Raw genomic sequence first — 17,845 nt, 5'->3', positions numbered from 1 at the left:
GCCGCTACTCCGCCTTCAGCCCGGCGATCTTGACGGCTTCGCCCCGGGCGGCAAGGTCGTCGCGCACCAGCCGGCCAAGGTCTTTGGGCTTGGACGGCGCGCCGGGCCGTAGGTAGATGGCCTCGAAGCGCGCTCGGTGGGCGACGCGATTATCTTGCTGATCTCCGCGTTGAGCCGCGAGACGATCGACGCCCGCAGGTTCCGGGGCCCGAACACGGCCAGCCAGCTGGCGTAGTCGAACTTCACCCCCTGCTCCGACATGGTTGGCACGTCGGGCAGCGGTAGCAGCCGCTCCGGCCCGGAGACCGCCACGGCGCGAATGCGGCCGGACTTCAGGTGCGGCAACGCGGATACCGAATCAGCGAAGCCTATCTGCACGTGCCCGGCCGCCAGGTCGTTGCTGCATTGGGTGGCCGTCTTGTAGGGCACATGTCGCAGCTTGATGCCCGTCCTGGCCTTCAGGACCTCCATGGCGAGATGGCCGCCGGAGCCAACGCCCCAGGAGCAATAGGCCAGCTCGGTCGGGCTGGCCTTGACGTAGTCGAAGGCGAACCTGCCGTACGACCCGGTCAAGGACTTCACGCCCAGGCCCAGCGAGAGCGTGCTCTTCGTGGCGCCGATCGGCTCGCCCAGGCTATCGGCTGGGATCTCATGGTTGTCTCACGCAAGGCCGGCCGGCTTTGTCATTGAAGCGGTCCGCGGCGGTATGGCCAGAGCCTGCCCCGCCGCCATCAGATCGCCGACGGATGCTGCGCCAGCGGCGTGACCTGGACGGTCATATAGGGAAACAGCGGCAGCGACGACAGCAGCGCGTGCAGTTCATCGTTACTCTCCACATCGAAGATGCTGACGTTGGCGTAGCGGCCCACGACGCGCCACAGATGAGGCCACTTCCCGGATTTCTGGATCTCGATGGCCCGCGCCTTCTCGGCGGCCTTGATGGCGTCGGCCTGTTCGGCCGGCAGGGAGTCGGGGATCTTCACTTCCATCTGCACGTGGTAAAGCATGGTGTGTCCTTGAAGGATGGTTGCTTGGCGGGGCACGGTCGCGCGATGCGCCGGCCGGGGCCCGCCCGGTAGTGGACAGCGTGGGCTGGTCCGGCTCAGCCCGCGCCGTCGCCGACCGTCTCGGTGCGCAAGGGCTTGAGCCGGCCGATGAAAGTCTTGCCGTGCTCGAACCAAGTCTTGCGGATGTCGGAAGCCATATAGGTGGCGTAGGCCGCTTCGTTCTCGAACCAGCATTCGCCGATGGCATCGACGTGGCCGATGCTAAAGAAGGGCACGTGGGTGTCGGTGGGCTGCTCGGCGACGAGTCGGACCTCGTATTTGTGAAGGCCCGGCACGTCGTGCGACATGTCGTAGTGCCGCCGGCATTCGGCGCGGAAGGTGGCATCGGACATGCCTTCTGGCTTCACCAGCAGGTACAGCATGCGGATCATCGTGTCTCCTCTTGGTATGGATCAGTTCTGTGTGGCGCGCGCCTGCCGGCGCCGCGCATCAAGTATGCGCCCGCGCGGGCTCGGCGAGCGCTGTCACGGCGCGGGTATCGGCGTTGGCGCCTTCCGCCGCGCCGATGTGCTCGATGACGATGCCTCGTGTCTCGGGCAACAGCAGGATGCCGAGCACGGCGACGGCATAGGCCACCAGGCAGAAGGCGCCCATGGCGTTGGCGAGGCCGATGTGGGTGGATAGCACGCCGACGCCGACGACGGAGCCCGCGCCCACAGACTTGCCGACGTTGTAGGCGAAACCCATGCAGGTGGTGCGCACCTGGGTGGGGAACATCTCGCTCAGGAAAGGCCCCAGCGCGGCGAACATACCGATCGCGGAGAAGCCGACCAGGAAGCCGAGCACGGCGGCCAGCACCGGGTTTAGCGGCAGCAGCATATAGCAGGCGGTGACGATCCACGCGCACACGGCCAGGCCTATCAGCGTGGGGCGCCGGCCGATGCGGTCGGCCAGGTCTGCGGCCACGGCGAAGCCGCAGAACGAGCCGAAGGACATGATGAATACGGTGACGATCATCGAGGACGCGGCCACCTGGCGCTGGGCGAGCAGCGAGGGCAGCCAGATCAGGATGGCGTAGCAGCCGGCCTGCAGGCCGATCACCAGTACGCTGGAGAGGATCAGCGAGCGCGCGTACTGGCGGCTGAATACCGAGGCCAGCGAGGCGCGCGCCGTGCGGCTCTGCCTGGCGCGCTCGAACATGGCCGAGTCCTTGATGTGGCGGCGGATGAAGAGCACGATCGAGGCCGGGATCACGCCGCTCCAGAAGGCCACGCGCCAGGCCAGCTCATGCGGCAACCAGGCCAGCAGCGCCGTGGCCACCACCACCGCCAGCGCCCAGCCCAGGGCGAAGCCGGATTGCACGAAGCCCATGGCCTTGCCGCGGTGCTTGGGGTCGATCACCTCGGCCATCAGCGCGGCGCCGACGGCCCATTCGCCGCCGAAGCCCAGCCCTTGCAGCGTGCGCGCGACCAGCAGTTGGTTGTACGACTGCGCGAAGCCGGCAAGCACACCGAAGAACGTGAACCAGACGATGGCGAACACCAGGATGCGCGCGCGGCCGTAGCGGTCGCTGAGGATGCCGGCGCCCCAGCCGCCGATGGCAGTGACGACCAGCGCCACGGTGCCCAGGACGCCCACTTCGGCCTTGCTCAGGCCCCACGCCGCGGTTAGCGCGGGCAGCAGGAAGCTGAACATCTGCATGTCGAAGGAATCCAGCGCCCAGCCGGAATAGCAGGCCCAGAACGTCTTCTTCTGCTGGGCATTCCCAGCCTTGTACCAACCTGTCATTGTCGTCTCCTGTCTGTTCTGACTCTTCTGTCTTTTCTTGGTCCTGCTGCCGTGCGCGGCTCCCGCCCCGTGCTCAGGCGTACTCGGCCATGACCATCGTCGTGAAGTCGAGCGCCACGTCGGTGACCGACTGCAGCGCCTGCGGCGACATGTCGCCGACGATCTCGATGACCGACACCCCTTGCGGGCCGATGGCGAAGGTGCCGAGTTCGGTGTACACGCGGCCTACGCATGCCATCCCGGTGAGCGGGTAGCTGCACTGGTGGCGCAGCTTGCTCGCGCCATCCTTGGTCAGATGGTCCATCATCACGAACACCTGCTTGGCGCCGATAGCCAGGTCCATGGCGCCGCCCACCGCGGGGATGGCGTCGGGCGCGCCGGTGTGCCAGTTGGCGAGGTCGCCGCGTTCCGAGACCTGGAAGGCGCCAAGCACGCAGATGTCGAGATGGCCGCCGCGCATCATGCCGAAGGCGTCGGCGTGGTGGAAAAAGGCCGCGCCGCGTTCCAGCCGGATCGCTTCCTTGCCGGCGTTGATCAGCTCCCAGTCTTCCTGGCCGGGTTCGGCGGCCGACCATTGCCCCAGCACGCCGTTCTCGCTGTGCAGGATGACTTCGCGGTGGCGCGGCAGATGGTTGGCCACCAGCGTGGGCAGGCCGATGCCGAGGTTGACGTAAGCGCCGTCGGGGATGTCGCGCGCGACGCGCGCGGCCAGCAGGTTTCTTGCCACTTGGTCCATTTGCCTCACCTTGCCTGTACGTTTGCGTTTGCGCTTGCCTGCAGGTTTGCCGCCGCGCCTTCCAGCCCGCGCATCGGCAGCGCACGGGCACCGTCGCGCAGCACCACGCGCTTGACGAAGATGCCGGGCGTGACGACGGCCTCTGGGTCCAGTTCTCCCAGTTCGCACACACGCGTCACCGCGGCGATGGTGGTGGTGGCGGCCATCGCCATCACAGGTGCGAAGTTGCGCGCGGTCTTGTTATAGACGAGGTTGCCCCAGCGGTCGGCTGCCGCGGCGTTGATCAGGGCCACGTCAACGTGGATGGGATACTCGAGCACGTAGTCGCGCGCGCCGATGCGGCGCGCCTCCTTGCCTGCCGCCAGCAGCGTGCCGTGGCCGGTCGGCGTATAGAAGCCACCGATGCCGCAGCCGGCCGCGCGCAGGCGCTCTGCCAGCGTGCCCTGGGGAATCACTTCGAGCTCGATCTCGCCGGCGCGGTACAGTGCCTCGAAGACATAGGCATCGCGCTGGCGCGGGAAGGAGCACATCAGCCTGCGTACGCGGCGCGCCTTGAGCAGCGCGGCGAGGCCGGTGTCGCCGTTGCCGGCGTTGTTGCTCACCACGGTGAGATCCTTGGCCCCCTGTTCGACCAGGGCATCGATCAATTCGTCGGGCATGCCGGCGCCGCCGAATCCGCCGATGGCGATGGTGGCGCCATCGGCCACGTCGGCCACCGCCTCGCGCGCTGTTGCGTAGAGCTTGTCGATCATGTCTCGCGTCGTTGTTATCGGGTACGGCAAGATTGCCATGCACCTGCCAGCCAAACAATTTCGCGATTTGCAAGCACCCTTAGCACTGCGTTAAAGACTGGGTCAGGGCCGTCGTGAAGGGCCGGCGGGAAGCCTTCGGCAAGGTGCGCTTATGCCATGCGCGACGAACGGCGAAGGGCCTCGCGCGCTGTGCCGAGGGCAACTGCGAACGGTGAAAGGAAGGCGAAGAGAAGGGAAAGAGAAGGCGCCCCGGGTGGGCGGGAAGAGTGACAGGTGGCCCGCCGCCCCCGCAGCTAGGCCGCGCCGCCGGCGGGCGCGTAGTGGCCGATCAGGCGGTTGGCGAACTCGCGCGCAAAGCTGGACAAGCCTTCCAGGTCCCGCGCGCAGACCTGGAAGGTGCGCACGGCCCAGTCGTCGAGCAGGTCGCTGCAGCCGATGCGCTGCTCGGCCTTGAGGCGCGCGAAGGCGGCCTTGGGCATGATGGCAATGCCGGCGCCGGCGGCCACCATGCGGCAGGTGGCGTCGTAGCTGGCCACGTGCACCCGGATTGTCATGGGCTTGTGCAGCGCGCCCGCAGCGCGCGTCAGGAACATCTGGTAGGCGCTGCCCTCGAGCAAGGCGACGAAGGCATGCTCAAGCGACTGCTCGAACCACACGGCCGGCTCCGCGAGCAGCGGATGGCCGAGCGGCGCGACCAGGATCAGCGCGCTCTTGACGAAGGGCACTGCCTGCAGGCCCGCGGTAGGCACATTGCCGGAGATGATGCCGAGATCGGCGCCGCCCTCGCGGACCACGCGCACCACGTCATCGCTCAGGCGCTCGCGCACGTCGATGCGCACATCCGGATGGGTGGCGAGGTACTCCCCGATGACCGGCGGCAGGTATTCGGTTATGGCGGTGGTGTTGGCCACCAGCTTGACCTGTCCGCTCAGGCCCGCGGTGAAGGGCTGCAGGTTGCCGGTGAGCCGCTCCAACTCGGCCAGCACCACGCGCGCGTGGTGCAGGTAGACCTCGCCGGCAGCCGTCAGCGCCACGCCCTGCGGCGAGCGCTCCAGCAGGCGTACGCCGAGCGTGTCCTCGAGATTCTTGATGCGGTTGCTGACCGCCGGCACCGAAAGAAACGAACGCTCGGCGCCGCGGGTCAGGCTGCGCGTTTCCGCCACGTTGACGAAAAGGCGGAAGTCGGTGATGTCGAAGGGAACAGCCATGCAGCAGGTCTCGCGGCTCAATCATGTAGCAGGGAATGATAACCCCGATGCGGGAGAAACCTGGCGCCATGGCGCGGGCGCCGGCGCGCAGCCCGGCCGCCTTGTGCTACCAGCCCGCCGGCTCGAAGCGGAAGCCCTGGCCCTGGCGCCGCACGTAGCCACAGTACGGCTCGCCGAAATGCACTGGCAGCACCAGCGCGCCGGTGTCTGCGGCCTGGTTGAGGAAGGTCAGGCGCGTGCTGCGGGCAAGGTCCGGGCGGATACAGTAGCCGGAGTTCACGTCCGGGCGCACGATCTGCAGCGGACTGTGCAGGATGTCGCCACAGAAGATTGCCTCCTCGCCGCGCGAACGGACCCGAAACGCGACCTGTCCCGGGCTGTGGCCGGCGGCGGACTCTACCTGCAGGCAATCGGCGATCTCGCGCCCCGGCTCGATCATCTCGGCCAGCCCCGCGTCGACCACCGGCATCACGCTGTCGAAGAACGATTCGCCGAACACGTCCACCACGCCCGGCTCCTTGTTGCGGCCCTGCTCGCAAAAGACGAAGTCGTCCTTGGGGAGGTAGTAGCGCGCGTTGGGGAAGGTGGGGACCCAGCGGTTGTCCTGCCAAGTGGTGTTCCAGCCGACGTGGTCGGCATGCAGGTGCGTCATGACCACGTGGGTGACCTTCTCCGGCGGCGCCCCGGCCGCGATCATCCATTCGCGCACCAGGGTATTGAGCATGTTCATGCGTGCGATGCCCGCGCGCGGCTTGAAGTTGCCCACGCCGGTATCGACGACGATGATATGGCTCCCCGCGTGCACCACCCAGAACTGGATCGTCACAATCAGCTTGTTCATGTGAGGGATCCAATGGTGCGGCGCCATCAGGCCGGCATTCGCATCCAGGACCGAGCGGTCGATGTCGGGGAACAGGAAGGCCGGATCGTGCGTGGGACCGGCATATTCGAGGATACGGGTGACCTTCAGGTCGCCGACGGTGCGCGTTTGCATCATGATACGGTGTCTCCTTCTTTGTTCTATGCGGACCGGGACCGGTGCGCCCGGCGGCTCCGCTTGGCAGGCTCCAAGCATCGACGATTTCGCCGCAGGTGCCAATTTCGCTTTCCGAAAGTGGGGTTTCGGACGGCGTTACCCGCCGCAGCCAGCGGCATCCGGCGACGTCCGCCCCTGCCCTCCGCCTCGCCTGACTGCCACCCTCCCCCTGCGCCGCCTGAGAGGCTGCGACGGCAGTTCCCCGACTTGCTCCCTGTGCTCGGCACAAAACCGTGTCGTATTTCCAAATTGTGAGGTGTGGGAAGCGTATCAGCAGGGTGAAGGCCATCCGTGGGGCAACATGCTGTCTTCCGGCCGCCCCTATATCGAATCCGCTGCCTGGCTGGGCATTGCCCCGAGCGTATGCATAGCGCTGACGCTGCTCAGCGCGGCCGGCGCCCAGATCCTCAACGGCATCTCGTTCGACATCGTGCCGGGCGAAGTGCTGGCGCTGGTCGGCGAATCCGGCAGCGGCAAGACCATGGCCGGCCGCGCAGTGATGCGCCCCTTGCCGGCGCAGGTGCACCAGACCGGCGGCACCATCGCGCTTGCGGGCAGCGACATCGCTATCCCTTCGGAGCGCGGCATGCGCGGGTTGCGCGGTCAGGTGGCGGGCATGGTCTTCCAGGAGCCCATGGTCTCGATCAACCCGGCGATGACGGTAGGCGCTCAACTGCGCGAAGGCTTGATGTTGCACGAGAAGCTGACGGCGCAGGCCGCGCGCGAGCGTGCCGTGGCCATGCTGCGGCGCGTTCAGATCGCGGACCCGGAAAACTGCATGGCGTCATACCCCACGCGTTCTCGGGCGGCATGCGCCAACGCATCATGCTGGCCTCGGTGATGCTGCTCAAGCCCCGCCTGCTGATCGCCGACGAACCGACCACAGCGCTGGACGCGCTGAGCCAGCGGGAAGTCATGCAAATCATGGCCGACCTCACGCGCACCAGTGGCACCGCCGTGCTATTGGTGACGCATGATCTGCAACTGGTCGCCCACTACGCCGACTCGGTGCTGGTGCTAAGGCGCGGCAGCCAGGTCGAATCGGGCCCGGCCGAAGATGTGTTGCGCAACCCGCGCGAGGCGTATGCGCGCAGCCTGATCGACGCCCTGCCAAAGCGCGACGACAATCGCCCGCCCGTGCCGGGCCCGTCGAAGTGGTTGCGGTGGTGGGCGGCTCTGGCTCCGGCAAGACCACGCTGGGCAGCGCTTCCCTGCCAACGCAGCAATACGAAAATGCCGACATCTGCACTTCTGGTTATGTGTCGTTCGGGACAAAACTCAACAACTTTGAGACGTGACACTTGGCATGGCGCCCCGCCGGCCGTTCCTTTTACCCACTAACTTTGTTTGAGAATTCAACCCACTAACTGCGAAACAAAACCCACTAACTTTGAGACGTGACACGTGACAGTGACGCCAGACAGCAGCGACCCGTTGTCGCACCCCGCACCGCAGCATAGATCGCCTTTTCGTACTAAACTTTCACAACTTCCTAAAAATTCAAAACAAACAAGATGCATCTGTCGCCCCTGATCCAGCGCTTCGTGCTTCACTTCGGTGAAATGGGCAGCCGCTGGGGCATCAACCGCACGGTTGGGCAAATCTATGCCTTGCTGTTTACCGCCTCCCGCCCGCTCAACGCCGACGAAATCGCCGAGGCGCTGGGCTTCTCGCGCTCCAATGTCAGCATCGGGCTGAAGGAGCTGGAGTCGTGGAACCTGGTCAAGCTATCTCACCAGCCGGGCGACCGCCGCGAGTATTTCTCGGCACCTGACGATGTCTGGGCGATTTTCCGCACCCTGGCGGAGGAACGCCGCCGGCGCGAGATCGACCCCACGTTGTCCATGCTGCGCGAAGTCCAGCTGGAGACCGTGAGCGATCCGGACGATCGCCATGCGCAGGAGCGGATGAAGGAGATGTACGGGCTGATCCTACTGGTGACGAGCTGGTTCGGCGAGATCCAGAAGCTGGATGTGGCCACGCTGGAGAAGCTGATGAAGCTCGGCTCCAAGGTCAACAAGCTGCTGGACGTGAAGGACAAGCTCAGCCTTGCCATCGGCGGAAAAGCCCGCGCCGGCACGCCCCCTGCCAGTGCCGTGAAAGCCAAGACGACCCGCACCCGGAAGGAGTAATTGCATGTTCTCGTCGCTCGACCCGGTGGTGCTTGCGCGCGTGCAGTTTGCCGCCAACATCACGTTCCACATCTTGTTTCCCACCATCAGCATCTCGCTGGGCTGGGTGTTGCTGTTTTTCAAGCTGCGCTTCAATAAAACCGGCGATGAACGCTGGATGGCGGCGTACCGTTTCTGGGTGAAGATCTTTGCGCTGACCTTTGCGCTGGGCGTGGTCAGCGGCATCACCATGAGTTTCCAGTTTGGCACCAACTGGCCGGGCTATATGGAGACCGTGGGCAACGTGGCCGGTCCGCTGCTGGCCTATGAGGTGCTGACGGCGTTCTTCCTGGAGGCGACCTTCCTCGGCATCATGCTGTTCGGCATGCGCCGGGTGAGCAACCGCACGCATACCATCGCCACCTTGCTGGTGGCGGGCGGCACCACGTTGTCGGCGTTCTGGATCCTGGCGCTGAATTCGTGGATGCAAACCCCGGCGGGCTTCGAGATGATCGATGGCCGCGCGCACGTGACGAGCTGGCTGGCGGTGATCTTCAACCCGTCGTTCCCGTACCGCTTCGTGCATATGCTGCTGGCGTCGGGGCTGACCGTGGCGTTCCTGCTGGCAGGCATTTCGGCCTATCGCTGGCTGCGTGGCGACCGCGCGCCGGAGGTGCTGTCGTCGCTGCGCACCGGCGTGACCATTGCCGCGGTGCTGATCCCGCTGCAGATCGTGGCGGGCGACCTGCATGGCCTGAATACGCTGCACCACCAGCCGGCCAAGATCGCCGCGATGGAGGGGATCTGGAAGACGGAGAAGGGCGCGCCCGCCGTGTTGTTCGGCGTGCCCAACGCAAGCACGCAAAGCAATGATTTCGAGATCGCCATTCCCAAGCTGGCCTCGCTCTACCTGACGCATCACATGGATGGCGAGATCAAGGGCATCGATGCCTTTGGCGACAAGCACCCGCCGGTGGCGCCGCTGTTCTTCGCCTTTCGGATCATGGTGGGCGTGGGCCTGCTGATGCTGGCGGCATCTTGGGTGGCGGCGTGGCAGTTGCGCCGTGGCGGCCAGCCCGCGCCGTGGATGGCGCGCGTGCTGATTGCCATGACCTTCTCCGGCTGGGTGGCCTTGGTGGCTGGCTGGTACGTGACCGAGATTGGCCGCCAGCCTTACCTGGTGTACGGCGTGCTGACCACAGCGCAGGCCGCGTCCAAGGTGCCGGCGGCGATGATCGCCTCCACGCTGGCGATGTACCTGGCACTCTACCTGGCGCTGATCGCGGCCTATGTCTCGGTGGTGTTCCACCTGGCGCGCAAGGCCGGGACCGACCCGAAGGCGGATAACCCGCGGACCGAACCCCCTCAAGCCGTGTTGCCTGGCGAACTGCGGAGCGCAGAATGACCGACCTGACCCAACCCGCCGGCTGGATGCCGCTGGTGTTCCTGGCCCTGATGGGCATCTCCATGCTGGTCTACGTGATCCTGGACGGCTACGACTTGGGCGTGGGCGTGCTGCTGCGCCGCGCGGACGATGCCGACAAGGACACCATGATCGCCTCAATCGGCCCGTTCTGGGATGCCAACGAGACCTGGCTGGTGCTGGGCGTGGGCCTGCTGCTGGTGGCCTTTCCCATTGCGCACGGCGTGATCCTGACCCAGCTCTACCTGCCGGTGGCGCTGATGCTGGCGGGGCTGATCCTGCGCGGCGTGGCGTTCGACTTCCGCGTGAAGGCACGCGCGCACCACAAGCCGTGGTGGAACCGCGCGTTCTACGCCGGCTCGCTGCTGGCCGCGTTCTCGCAGGGCCTGATGCTCGGCCTGTATATCACGGGATTCCAGCACGGCTGGCTCGACCTGGCCTTTGCGGTAGTGGTGGGCTTGTGCCTGGTGGCGGGCTACTGCCTGCTGGGCGCGGGCTGGCTGATCATGAAGACCAGCGGCAGCCTGCAGCGGCGCGCCATGTACTGGGCGCGCCGCAGCCTGTGGCTGACGGGCATTGGCGTGGCGGCAATCTCGCTGGTCACGCCGATGGTGAGCCAGCGCATCTTCGACAAATGGTTCTCGCTGCCCAACATCATCCTGCTGGCGCCGATCCCACTGGTCACGGTGGCGCTGTTCATCCTCATCGACCGCCTGCTGCGGCGCCTGCCGGCCATGCACGACCGCGGCAACGACCGCTGGTGCTGGGTGCCCTTCGCCGGCACGGCGGTGATTTTCCTGATGGCGTTCAACGGCTTGGCCTACAGCATCTTCCCCTACCTGGTGGTGGACAAGATCGATATCTGGCAAGCTGCGAGCGCGCCGGAGTCGCTGGGGGTGATCCTGGTGGGCGCGGCAGTGGTGCTGCCGACCATCCTGGGTTACACGGTGTATGCCTACCGTGTATTCTGGGGGAAGGCGACCGACCTGCATTACTACTGAGCATTACTACTGAGCATTGACTGAGCGGCGCTCGATCAACCTCGCATATCTCGCACCCCAGGCACCTATGAGCGGCTCACAAGGCCAACAACCCGGCACCCCACCCTCGACGCCCCAGGCCGTCCCCCTCCCCCGGCGGCTGCTCGACCGCCTGCGCGCCCGTGCCGGCGCGCAGGTGCGGGGCCTGACCCGCAGCAACTCCGGCCTCAGCCTCGACTACGACAACCCGCCCGGGGATTCCGGCCTGTTCGGGCCGGACGCAGTCTGCTGGCGCGTGCACGCGGATTTCCCCGCGATGCTGGCCGGCGGCGTCAGCGCCCTGCTGATGCAGACCATGCATCCGCTGGCGCTGGCCGGAGTATGGGATCATTCCACCTTTCGTACCGATATGCAGGGCCGCCTGGGCCGCACCGCGCAGTTCATCGCCGGCACCACCTACGGCAACCGCGCCGATGCGCTGGCGCTGATTGACCGGGTCAGGCGCATCCACGCGGCGATCAAGGGCACGGCGCCAGATGGCCGCCCCTACGCGGCCGACGATCCGGCGTTGCTGACCTGGGTGCATGTGGCGGAGGTGTCGAGCTTTCTCACCGCCTACCTGCGCTATGTCGGCCCGCTCTCGGTCACCGAGCAGGACCGCTACTACGCGGAAGTGGCACAGATCGCCGAGCGCCTGGGCGCCACCGGCGTGCCACGCAGCGCCGACGCCATCGCCGGCTACCTGGAGCGCATGCGCCCTCAACTGGTAGTGAGCGAGCGCACCCGCGAAGTGGTGCGGTTGGTCATGGCCATGCCGGTGGCCAGCCCGCTGCTGGTGCCGGCGGTGCGGGTCATGGGAGACGCTGGCATTGCGCTATTGCCGCGCTGGGCGCAGCGCGAGCTCGGGCTGCATGGCAGCACCGCGATCCGCCGTCCGGTCTCGCTGGCCGGAATGCGCGTGCTGGCGCCCACGTTGCGCTGGGCATTGGGCAGCGGCCTGGCGGCGCGCGCGCGGCGGCGGGCGATGCAGCCCGCACCGGCAGCGCAGACGCAGTCGTCCTGACCCGCCACCCCGGGGCGGGCGATTCACTAACCATAGGAAACAGGAAAAGAACACCATGCAGACCGTTGCGGTTCTGGATTTTGAAACGACAGGACTGTCACCGCGTCAAGGCGACCGTGCCACGGAAATCGCAGTCATGCTGCTGCGCGACGGGGAAGTCGTCGACCAGTATCAAAGCCTGATGAACGCGGGCAGACGCATTCCCTCGGACGTCGTGCACCTTACCGGCATCACCAACGACATGATTGCATCGGCACCCGCAGCGTCGAAGGTGATGCGGGAGGTGGCCCAGTTCGTCGGCAAGCATCCCGTGGTAGCCCACAACGCGGGGTTCGACCGCAGGTTCTGGCAAGCCGAGCTCTCGCTGCTGGGCATGCCGGCCGATCAGACCTTTGCCTGTACGATGCTCGTTTCGCGGCGCGTCTACCCGCATGCGCAGAACCACAGGTTGTCGACGCTGGTGGATATGCTGCGCCTGCCGAAGGCCGGGCGCGCCCACCGGGCCATGGCCGACGCGCAGATGACCTGCCACCTCTGGCACCGCCTGCAGCACGATATCGCCGAGACTTACGGCATGCGCCGGGTGGATTACGATCTCATCACCCGCGTGCAGGCCACCAGCAGCGCCAAGGTGCCGGCCCTCCTGCGTTCGCTGGGCGAGAGCCAGGCTCGATGATGCGTGGGCCGAACGCCGGCAATGCACCCGTGACGCAATGACGCATCCTGTGCCCAAGCGGTGGTTATGGCTGGACACCGCGCTGAGCTGGATTGCCCTTCTGGGCATCCTGACGTGTCTTGGCCTGATCGACTTCCATGGGATGCGGCCACTGGACGTGGGCGGCACCCTGTTCGGCGGTAGTTTCAATCAAATGATGTATGCCGGCGCCTGGATCGCGGCGATGGCGGGCTTGCTCCTGGCAACGGCATTTCGTCTGGACGGGCACCGCGCAGCTTGGTGCATGGCCGGGATCGTGCAGACAGGCGCGGGGGCCTGGTGGCTGGTGCACTATCCCGCAACGCACGATGGCAACCTGTTGCTATCGCCAGAGCGGGAAGAGATTGCCGCGGCGATGCTGGTCGGCGTGGCGCTACTGATTGGCGGGGTATTCCTGCATGTCAGAGCGGCCCGCGCACAGCGCCATCGCCCGATATCAAGCACAAGGATGCTCGCGCGGTCCGTGGTTGCCGGCTCATTGATCCTGATCTTCGTCGCCATCCCCCTCGCCAACGCGCTGCGCGCGCCGCTACCGCATTGCGCCTTCAGCAAAGCAGGCTCGCAACTGACCGTTTGCCTGGATGCAGGTGACACGCCCGTCATTGTCGATTGATCTGAAGGCCGCATGGCCAGGCAGCCAGCGCCTGGCCTTGCATCACGCTTAAACATACTGACTAACGATATGGGTCCAAACAACAATGCATGACTTGAAGACTGGCGCATTCTGGCGGCGCGCCTGCCTTGCCCTGCTTGGCGCACTGCTGGTGGCCGATGCCATCGCCCTGATGCTGATGGGGCTGTTCAACTTCGGGGTCGTCCTCCCTCTGGCGATCGGCGCGGCCTTTCTCGCGCTCTCATGGCGCTGGGAGCGGGTAGCGCGATGGCGCGCGGCCAGCCCACGGCATCGATGGATCTGGGCGCTGGGCCGCACAGCATTTGCCGTGTGGCTGGTGACGCTCGGGATGTTCTTCTATTTCATCAGCGCCAGCAACGCGAACTTCCCGGCAACGGGACCGACGGCAAACACCATCCTCATACTGGGCTCCGGCACGCCACGTTGCGCCGCGTCGCCCACCCTGGCTGCACGGCTGGACAAAGGGCTGGCGCTGGCGCGGCAATGGCCGGCAGCGCGAGTCGTGGTGAGCGGCGGCCAGGATTTCGGGCTGCGGTGCAGTGAGGCGGACATCATGGCGGACTACCTGATCGCGCACGGCCTGGCACCGCAGCGCCTGATCCGGGAGGACCGGAGCACCAGCACGGAGGAAAACCTGCTCTTCAGCCACCGGTTGCTTGCGCAACAGGGCGTGAGCGCCGCAGACCCGCTGGTGCTGGTGACCAGTGATTTTCATCTGGTGCGCGCAAAGCGGATCGCGCGTAAGGCTGGGTTCCAGGCAGTGTCTGGCGCAGGAGCGCCAACGCCGCTTTACTTGCGTTACAACGCCTGGCTGCGCGAGTATTTTGCGTTTATCAGTGGCTGGGTATTGCGTGAATTCTGACCGGAAAGAGGCAAGGAAAACGATGAAAGGAAAACGATGAAAGACCGAGGTGACGAAGTACGTGCCGGAATCAGTCGGGAGACGCGCCCAGGTGAGGCCGCACGTTACCAGAGATGGATTGGTGCCCTCACCATGATGCTCGGGCTTGCGCTTGCTTCGCCGCCTGCCGCAGCCGATACCCTGCCCCGGGCGCAAGTCGCAAGCGCGTGCGCCCCATTTCTCATGGCGTATTTCATTGGAGAAGAGCGCGAAGACCTGCTTCATATTGAACGCAACAGCGGCGGCGAGTACGTGCTCCGGATGGATGCCCAATCGGCAGAGCTCCATGTTATTTCCGGGAAGGAAGAGCTCTCCGAGCTTGCCCGGCTTCTCCATGTCGATGCGATCGGCGAGTGTGTTCTGCAAAGCCCTGGCGGCCTCTACGTAAAGCTTCCGATCGGCAGCCGCGTCAACAAGACCGAGGTTGTGAAAACGGGCTATGTATTCGTCGAGATCGGCATCCAGTTTGGCGCAAAGGGCCTGAATTCCGCTGGCAAAGCCTTCATTGCCTCAATCAGCACCGTCTACCCCGTGAACCGCGAGCAGGCAGTCAAATAAGGAGATCCGCCCGTCAATGTGGCGGCCGGTACCGCGCCGCCGAGGGCTGCCACGGGACCCAGCGGAATGACTTGCTGCGTGCCGGTTGCGTGCGGCGTGGCATTGGTCAGGTCGCCGGTGCCGGTGAGATTCAGGTTGCCTCCGGCGGTGAATTGGCCGGCTTTGCCGAGCTGGTAGCTGGTGGTTACCTGGCTGGGCGCGGCGACAGCCGCGCCAGTGGCAGGCTGGCGTATCGCGCCGCCGGACCACAATTATTGCCTGGACACTGCCTTTCGCGGAATGTCGACCTGTCCGAAGGAGCGATACTCCATCACCCCGCCGCGGACAACGATCAACGCACCAACCAGCGCGGCGGAATCTGCAGGCATGCAGGCCGCATCGAGCACGAGGCGCGCTGCGATGTCCGCACCCGGGCGCAGCGTAAGTAGCTGCGTCGGGAGATCCGTGCCAGCGGTAATCGGCAAATCTGCAGAGCTGAGATCTCTGCAAAGCCCGGTGTGCAGGTCCTTGCCTGATAGTGCAATCTCTAATACATCGGTGCCAGGGTTGGATATGGACACACGGAGATAGCCAGGATCGTCGTCATCAACGGCCTTCAGCGCACCGACAGAGATTTTGACGGGCGTCTGTAGCGCTTCAGATGGCCAGTGGCTCACAACATCGCCAGCAAGCGCTTGCGTTAATGCATCGATTTGTCGGCGCATACCCGCTTGCCACTCCAGCATCGCAGGCGTCCCACAGCCATTCGTCATGTTCAGCAGCGTCTGAATGTCTTTGCCGAGGATAGATTGCCACGCGGAACTCTTAGTCAGCTCCTCCGCATATCGTCGGGCAGAGAACCTATGGGACGGGGCAACCGCCTGATCGATGCGATCGAGTCGCCAACGCTCATCGGCCCCCCCCCCCCGGACATTCGCTTTGGATCTTTTGCAGGATAGTCCAGCTCCGCACGACCGCCATCGCGCCGTCAGGCTGGCCGGATGCCGCATTGGCACGCGGAATTCCTTGCGTGCCACCCAACATTGCGGCTACCACCAACAGATTGGCAAGGCGCTTGAATTGCCCCTTCGTCGAAGGCAGGAAATAATCCGTCCAGTACATAAATGCACGATCTCCAGTCGCAATTTGATCTGCCGGCCGATTGGCGAGCCAAATGCCGGAGGGCCGGAATAGCTGCCAGGCCCCTGGCCGTTTAGGCGAAGGTCCGGTTGGATCGCCGCGCCGAACATGGAGGCCGAGCGTAAGAAGTACATGTAACAAAATTGAGATGATCAGTATTTTCTCGCCCTAAAAATCGATCTTATAAGTAAATTTTTCAACCCAACCGAATCCCTCATCCTGCATTTTCACTCTCTCCAGGATGTTTAAAATATCAAAATACGATTTACCCATGATTTTTTTTGAGACACCTGCATTCACCCATCTTAAAAAAATGGGCCTCCCCACACCTGAACTAAGCAGGTCCCATAACGCGTCCGTATTGAAGCCGTAGGATGACTCAACCCCAAGGATGGAAGCTAGTTCTCGATGAAAATCCACCTCGCTTCTCACCACTTCGCCATTTATCTGAATATTCATTGCGCACCTTACAGCCATCCCCCGCCGCCACGGCGGCTCCACGCCGAGCCGTGCGGCCCTAAATCCAGGGAAAATCGCTCCCTCACACACACAGGATTGCCCGTCCGGTCACGTCGTGGTGTTCACTTGCCCGGCGCTTCACAAGTCTTCAGAAACCTGGCGTCTACCGGACGCTTAAGAGCAACGCCATCAGGCCCGCCTGCCTCTACCTTGGAAACGGTCAATTGGCACGCGCTGCCCGTCCAGTGAAGCACCGCCTCATAGGCTGCCCCGGACTCCGGGCTCCACAATGCGGCGACACGACATTGATATGAATTTTGAACGTTGGCGCCTATGACAAATGCATCGAGCAGGAAAGGCCTGCCTGCATGAATGTAGGCTTCCGAGAAACGCTGGCTAGCCTGGGCGTCATTGCCGGGAATCCCAAGGCTGGCGTTGTAATGAGCCAATGGGTTGTCAAACAGAGCGATACGCTGCTCGCCAAGCTCCACGCCCTGCTTGATACAGTCTCCCGCCGGCATGTTGGAAAAAGTGTGGAAGCTTGTGCTTGCCGACGGACCTGTCTTCACCATCCGGATCCTGGCACGGTCGCCCGACGTGGGCTCCGGATATCTCGTCACGCAAGCGGTCAGGACGAGTGCACAAGCGCTCAAAATCAAGGTTCTCATCATTCCTGGCATGGAGGTTGGCTTTCACTCATATCAATGTTGCTCATTTCGCGAAGTTAGCGCTCGGCCACCGCCCGGGGCCGCAGCATGAACGGCACGCGGTTGTCCGGGCCTGCGCCAGGCTTGAGCTCATAAGCGAGCAGTCCGCATCGTCCATTGCCGCCAATCGACGTCCCTTGCAGCAGAACGACGAGCTCGTAATCGTGCCCTGCTTCAGGTGTCATCACTGCCGCCGCGCGACACACAAGACTGCCGTCAAGCGTGGCCGTAAACATTAGCGAGAGCGGCTGTCCCGCGCTCACGTAGCGCTCGAGCACGGGCATGTTGGTATCCTGATCTGTCGAGGCCGGCATGCCGATGCGCTCGCTTTCCTTCGGGGTCTTGCCGATCCCTGCCCATCCCTTCGAAAAGACGGCAAGCAACTGCCGCTTGGGTTCGTTGTCCTGCTCGACGGTCCCAAGAATGATGGCGGGATACGCGTACATATCCATCGCTTTGATGCGCAGGCGTGCCTGCGTGTCAGGGGCGCCTTTTGGCGCGTATTCGGGCATTACGGCACATCCGGTGAGCAAAAGCGGTAGCGCTATCAGCGCACCCAACAATGACCGGCGGGGCAAGAAAGACGTCATGGGAGAACTTTGAACAATTGGGAATTTGGACGTCGCGTGCAGCGCGAGACGACGCCCG

22 protein-coding genes are annotated in these 17,845 nt (G+C 64.6%); 10 read left to right on the top strand and 12 right to left on the bottom strand.

Annotated features, from left to right (window positions below):
* Positions 1 to 15 precede the first annotated feature (15 nt).
* The 8 genes from AC1RQK_RS27775 to AC1RQK_RS27740 all read right to left on the bottom strand — a co-directional run bounded on the left by AC1RQK_RS27775 (position 16) and on the right by AC1RQK_RS27740 (position 6,488).
* Complete coding sequence (locus tag AC1RQK_RS27775) at positions 16 to 582, bottom strand: tripartite tricarboxylate transporter substrate binding protein (protein WP_492812392.1); 567 nt, start codon at positions 580 to 582, stop codon at positions 16 to 18.
* A 149-nt stretch (positions 583 to 731) separates the two neighbouring features.
* Positions 732 to 1,007, bottom strand: a complete 276-nt coding sequence (catC, locus tag AC1RQK_RS27770; protein ID WP_416051852.1) for a muconolactone Delta-isomerase — start codon at positions 1,005 to 1,007, stop codon at positions 732 to 734.
* Positions 1,008 to 1,102: 95 nt separating this feature from the next.
* On the bottom strand, positions 1,103 to 1,438 hold the full coding sequence (gene mmlI / locus AC1RQK_RS27765) for a 4-carboxymethyl-4-methylbutenolide mutase MmlI (protein ID WP_492812390.1): 336 nt from the start codon (positions 1,436 to 1,438) through the stop codon (positions 1,103 to 1,105).
* Positions 1,439 to 1,496: 58 nt separating this feature from the next.
* Positions 1,497 to 2,795 carry an MFS transporter gene (locus AC1RQK_RS27760; protein WP_492812388.1) on the bottom strand — a complete coding sequence of 433 codons (1,299 nt, stop codon included), beginning with the start codon at positions 2,793 to 2,795 and terminating at the stop codon, positions 1,497 to 1,499.
* Between the two features lie 73 nt (positions 2,796 to 2,868).
* Positions 2,869 to 3,531 carry a 3-oxoacid CoA-transferase subunit B gene (locus tag AC1RQK_RS27755; protein ID WP_492812386.1) on the bottom strand — a complete coding sequence of 221 codons (663 nt, stop codon included), beginning with the start codon at positions 3,529 to 3,531 and terminating at the stop codon, positions 2,869 to 2,871.
* Between the two features lie 5 nt (positions 3,532 to 3,536).
* Positions 3,537 to 4,283, bottom strand: a complete 747-nt coding sequence (locus AC1RQK_RS27750) for a 3-oxoacid CoA-transferase subunit A (RefSeq protein ID WP_416051848.1) — start codon at positions 4,281 to 4,283, stop codon at positions 3,537 to 3,539.
* 293 nt (positions 4,284 to 4,576) lie between these two features.
* A complete protein-coding gene (locus AC1RQK_RS27745; RefSeq protein ID WP_416051847.1) occupies positions 4,577 to 5,491 on the bottom strand; it encodes a LysR family transcriptional regulator in 915 nt (304 codons plus the stop codon).
* Positions 5,492 to 5,597: 106 nt separating this feature from the next.
* Positions 5,598 to 6,488: an MBL fold metallo-hydrolase gene (locus tag AC1RQK_RS27740; RefSeq protein WP_492812384.1), complete on the bottom strand. Its 891-nt coding sequence runs from the start codon at positions 6,486 to 6,488 to the stop codon at positions 5,598 to 5,600.
* A gap of 340 nt (positions 6,489 to 6,828) precedes the next feature.
* Here AC1RQK_RS27740 and AC1RQK_RS27735 point away from each other — a divergent pair, with 340 nt between their 5' ends.
* The 10 genes from AC1RQK_RS27735 to AC1RQK_RS27690 all read left to right on the top strand — a co-directional run bounded on the left by AC1RQK_RS27735 (position 6,829) and on the right by AC1RQK_RS27690 (position 14,912).
* Entirely contained in the window at positions 6,829 to 7,368 is a 540-nt protein-coding gene (locus tag AC1RQK_RS27735) for an ATP-binding cassette domain-containing protein (RefSeq protein ID WP_492812382.1), read from the top strand.
* Positions 7,338 to 7,868: a hypothetical protein gene (locus AC1RQK_RS27730; RefSeq protein ID WP_492812380.1), complete on the top strand. Its 531-nt coding sequence runs from the start codon at positions 7,338 to 7,340 to the stop codon at positions 7,866 to 7,868. The genes AC1RQK_RS27735 and AC1RQK_RS27730 overlap by 31 nt, the downstream gene beginning before the upstream one ends.
* Positions 7,869 to 8,041: 173 nt before the next feature.
* Positions 8,042 to 8,659 (top strand): GbsR/MarR family transcriptional regulator, encoded by a 618-nt coding sequence (locus tag AC1RQK_RS27725; protein WP_492376826.1) that lies wholly within the window; start codon positions 8,042 to 8,044, stop codon positions 8,657 to 8,659.
* A gap of 4 nt (positions 8,660 to 8,663) precedes the next feature.
* The gene (locus AC1RQK_RS27720) at positions 8,664 to 10,043 is read left to right on the top strand and encodes a cytochrome ubiquinol oxidase subunit I (RefSeq protein ID WP_416051818.1); all 1,380 of its coding nucleotides are present in this window, start codon (positions 8,664 to 8,666) and stop codon (positions 10,041 to 10,043) included.
* Complete coding sequence (locus AC1RQK_RS27715; RefSeq protein ID WP_150986716.1) at positions 10,040 to 11,062, top strand: cytochrome d ubiquinol oxidase subunit II; 1,023 nt, start codon at positions 10,040 to 10,042, stop codon at positions 11,060 to 11,062. Before AC1RQK_RS27720 ends, AC1RQK_RS27715 begins: the two co-directional genes overlap by 4 nt.
* Positions 11,063 to 11,129: 67 nt before the next feature.
* Positions 11,130 to 12,104, top strand: a complete 975-nt coding sequence (locus AC1RQK_RS27710; RefSeq protein WP_492387154.1) for an oxygenase MpaB family protein — start codon at positions 11,130 to 11,132, stop codon at positions 12,102 to 12,104.
* Between the two features lie 55 nt (positions 12,105 to 12,159).
* Positions 12,160 to 12,780, top strand: coding sequence for a 3'-5' exonuclease (locus AC1RQK_RS27705; protein WP_253932072.1), 621 nt, complete (start codon positions 12,160 to 12,162; stop codon positions 12,778 to 12,780).
* Between the two features lie 157 nt (positions 12,781 to 12,937).
* Positions 12,938 to 13,432 (top strand): hypothetical protein, encoded by a 495-nt coding sequence (locus AC1RQK_RS27700; protein ID WP_492376816.1) that lies wholly within the window; start codon positions 12,938 to 12,940, stop codon positions 13,430 to 13,432.
* 85 nt (positions 13,433 to 13,517) lie between these two features.
* Positions 13,518 to 14,315 (top strand): YdcF family protein, encoded by a 798-nt coding sequence (locus AC1RQK_RS27695; protein WP_492376817.1) that lies wholly within the window; start codon positions 13,518 to 13,520, stop codon positions 14,313 to 14,315.
* Between the two features lie 36 nt (positions 14,316 to 14,351).
* Positions 14,352 to 14,912, top strand: coding sequence for a hypothetical protein (locus tag AC1RQK_RS27690; protein WP_492376818.1), 561 nt, complete (start codon positions 14,352 to 14,354; stop codon positions 14,910 to 14,912).
* 251 nt (positions 14,913 to 15,163) lie between these two features.
* Here the strand turns inward: AC1RQK_RS27690 and AC1RQK_RS27685 are convergent, their stop codons facing one another.
* The 4 genes from AC1RQK_RS27685 to AC1RQK_RS27670 all read right to left on the bottom strand — a co-directional run bounded on the left by AC1RQK_RS27685 (position 15,164) and on the right by AC1RQK_RS27670 (position 17,709).
* Positions 15,164 to 15,616, bottom strand: coding sequence for a hypothetical protein (locus tag AC1RQK_RS27685; RefSeq protein WP_492812375.1), 453 nt, complete (start codon positions 15,614 to 15,616; stop codon positions 15,164 to 15,166).
* Positions 15,617 to 16,199: 583 nt separating this feature from the next.
* On the bottom strand, positions 16,200 to 16,490 hold the full coding sequence (locus AC1RQK_RS27680; protein WP_150985393.1) for a barstar family protein: 291 nt from the start codon (positions 16,488 to 16,490) through the stop codon (positions 16,200 to 16,202).
* Positions 16,491 to 16,612: 122 nt separating this feature from the next.
* Positions 16,613 to 17,062, bottom strand: coding sequence for a hypothetical protein (locus tag AC1RQK_RS27675; RefSeq protein WP_492387152.1), 450 nt, complete (start codon positions 17,060 to 17,062; stop codon positions 16,613 to 16,615).
* Positions 17,063 to 17,214: 152 nt separating this feature from the next.
* On the bottom strand, positions 17,215 to 17,709 hold the full coding sequence (locus tag AC1RQK_RS27670; RefSeq protein ID WP_492387151.1) for a hypothetical protein: 495 nt from the start codon (positions 17,707 to 17,709) through the stop codon (positions 17,215 to 17,217).
* Positions 17,710 to 17,845: the final 136 nt, after the last annotated feature.

The organism is Cupriavidus sp. GW822-FHT02D05, from assembly GCF_058802485.1.
The sequence above is the reverse complement of the archived record's forward strand: the minus strand, read 5'-3'. Positions and strand labels throughout refer to the sequence as shown.

What these genes read in the sequence shown, in the direction of transcription:
- catC (WP_416051852.1), bottom strand. Translation starts at nt 1,007, where the DNA reads ATGCTTTACCACGTGCAGATGGAAGTGAAGATCCCCGACTCCCTGCCG.
- mmlI (WP_492812390.1), bottom strand. Translation starts at nt 1,438, where the DNA reads ATGATCCGCATGCTGTACCTGCTGGTGAAGCCAGAAGGCATGTCCGAT.
- AC1RQK_RS27760 (WP_492812388.1), bottom strand. Translation starts at nt 2,795, where the DNA reads ATGACAGGTTGGTACAAGGCTGGGAATGCCCAGCAGAAGAAGACGTTC.
- AC1RQK_RS27755 (WP_492812386.1), bottom strand. Translation starts at nt 3,531, where the DNA reads ATGGACCAAGTGGCAAGAAACCTGCTGGCCGCGCGCGTCGCGCGCGAC.
- AC1RQK_RS27750 (WP_416051848.1), bottom strand. Translation starts at nt 4,283, where the DNA reads ATGATCGACAAGCTCTACGCAACAGCGCGCGAGGCGGTGGCCGACGTG.
- AC1RQK_RS27745 (WP_416051847.1), bottom strand. Translation starts at nt 5,491, where the DNA reads ATGGCTGTTCCCTTCGACATCACCGACTTCCGCCTTTTCGTCAACGTG.
- AC1RQK_RS27740 (WP_492812384.1), bottom strand. Translation starts at nt 6,488, where the DNA reads ATGATGCAAACGCGCACCGTCGGCGACCTGAAGGTCACCCGTATCCTC.
- AC1RQK_RS27735 (WP_492812382.1), top strand. Translation starts at nt 6,829, where the DNA reads ATGCTGTCTTCCGGCCGCCCCTATATCGAATCCGCTGCCTGGCTGGGC.
- AC1RQK_RS27730 (WP_492812380.1), top strand. Translation starts at nt 7,338, where the DNA reads ATGCGCCAACGCATCATGCTGGCCTCGGTGATGCTGCTCAAGCCCCGC.
- AC1RQK_RS27725 (WP_492376826.1), top strand. Translation starts at nt 8,042, where the DNA reads ATGCATCTGTCGCCCCTGATCCAGCGCTTCGTGCTTCACTTCGGTGAA.
- AC1RQK_RS27720 (WP_416051818.1), top strand. Translation starts at nt 8,664, where the DNA reads ATGTTCTCGTCGCTCGACCCGGTGGTGCTTGCGCGCGTGCAGTTTGCC.
- AC1RQK_RS27715 (WP_150986716.1), top strand. Translation starts at nt 10,040, where the DNA reads ATGACCGACCTGACCCAACCCGCCGGCTGGATGCCGCTGGTGTTCCTG.
- AC1RQK_RS27710 (WP_492387154.1), top strand. Translation starts at nt 11,130, where the DNA reads ATGAGCGGCTCACAAGGCCAACAACCCGGCACCCCACCCTCGACGCCC.
- AC1RQK_RS27705 (WP_253932072.1), top strand. Translation starts at nt 12,160, where the DNA reads ATGCAGACCGTTGCGGTTCTGGATTTTGAAACGACAGGACTGTCACCG.
- AC1RQK_RS27695 (WP_492376817.1), top strand. Translation starts at nt 13,518, where the DNA reads ATGCATGACTTGAAGACTGGCGCATTCTGGCGGCGCGCCTGCCTTGCC.
- AC1RQK_RS27690 (WP_492376818.1), top strand. Translation starts at nt 14,352, where the DNA reads ATGAAAGACCGAGGTGACGAAGTACGTGCCGGAATCAGTCGGGAGACG.
- AC1RQK_RS27685 (WP_492812375.1), bottom strand. Translation starts at nt 15,616, where the DNA reads ATGCGCCGACAAATCGATGCATTAACGCAAGCGCTTGCTGGCGATGTT.
- AC1RQK_RS27680 (WP_150985393.1), bottom strand. Translation starts at nt 16,490, where the DNA reads ATGAATATTCAGATAAATGGCGAAGTGGTGAGAAGCGAGGTGGATTTT.
- AC1RQK_RS27675 (WP_492387152.1), bottom strand. Translation starts at nt 17,062, where the DNA reads ATGGTGAAGACAGGTCCGTCGGCAAGCACAAGCTTCCACACTTTTTCC.
- AC1RQK_RS27670 (WP_492387151.1), bottom strand. Translation starts at nt 17,709, where the DNA reads ATGCCCGAATACGCGCCAAAAGGCGCCCCTGACACGCAGGCACGCCTG.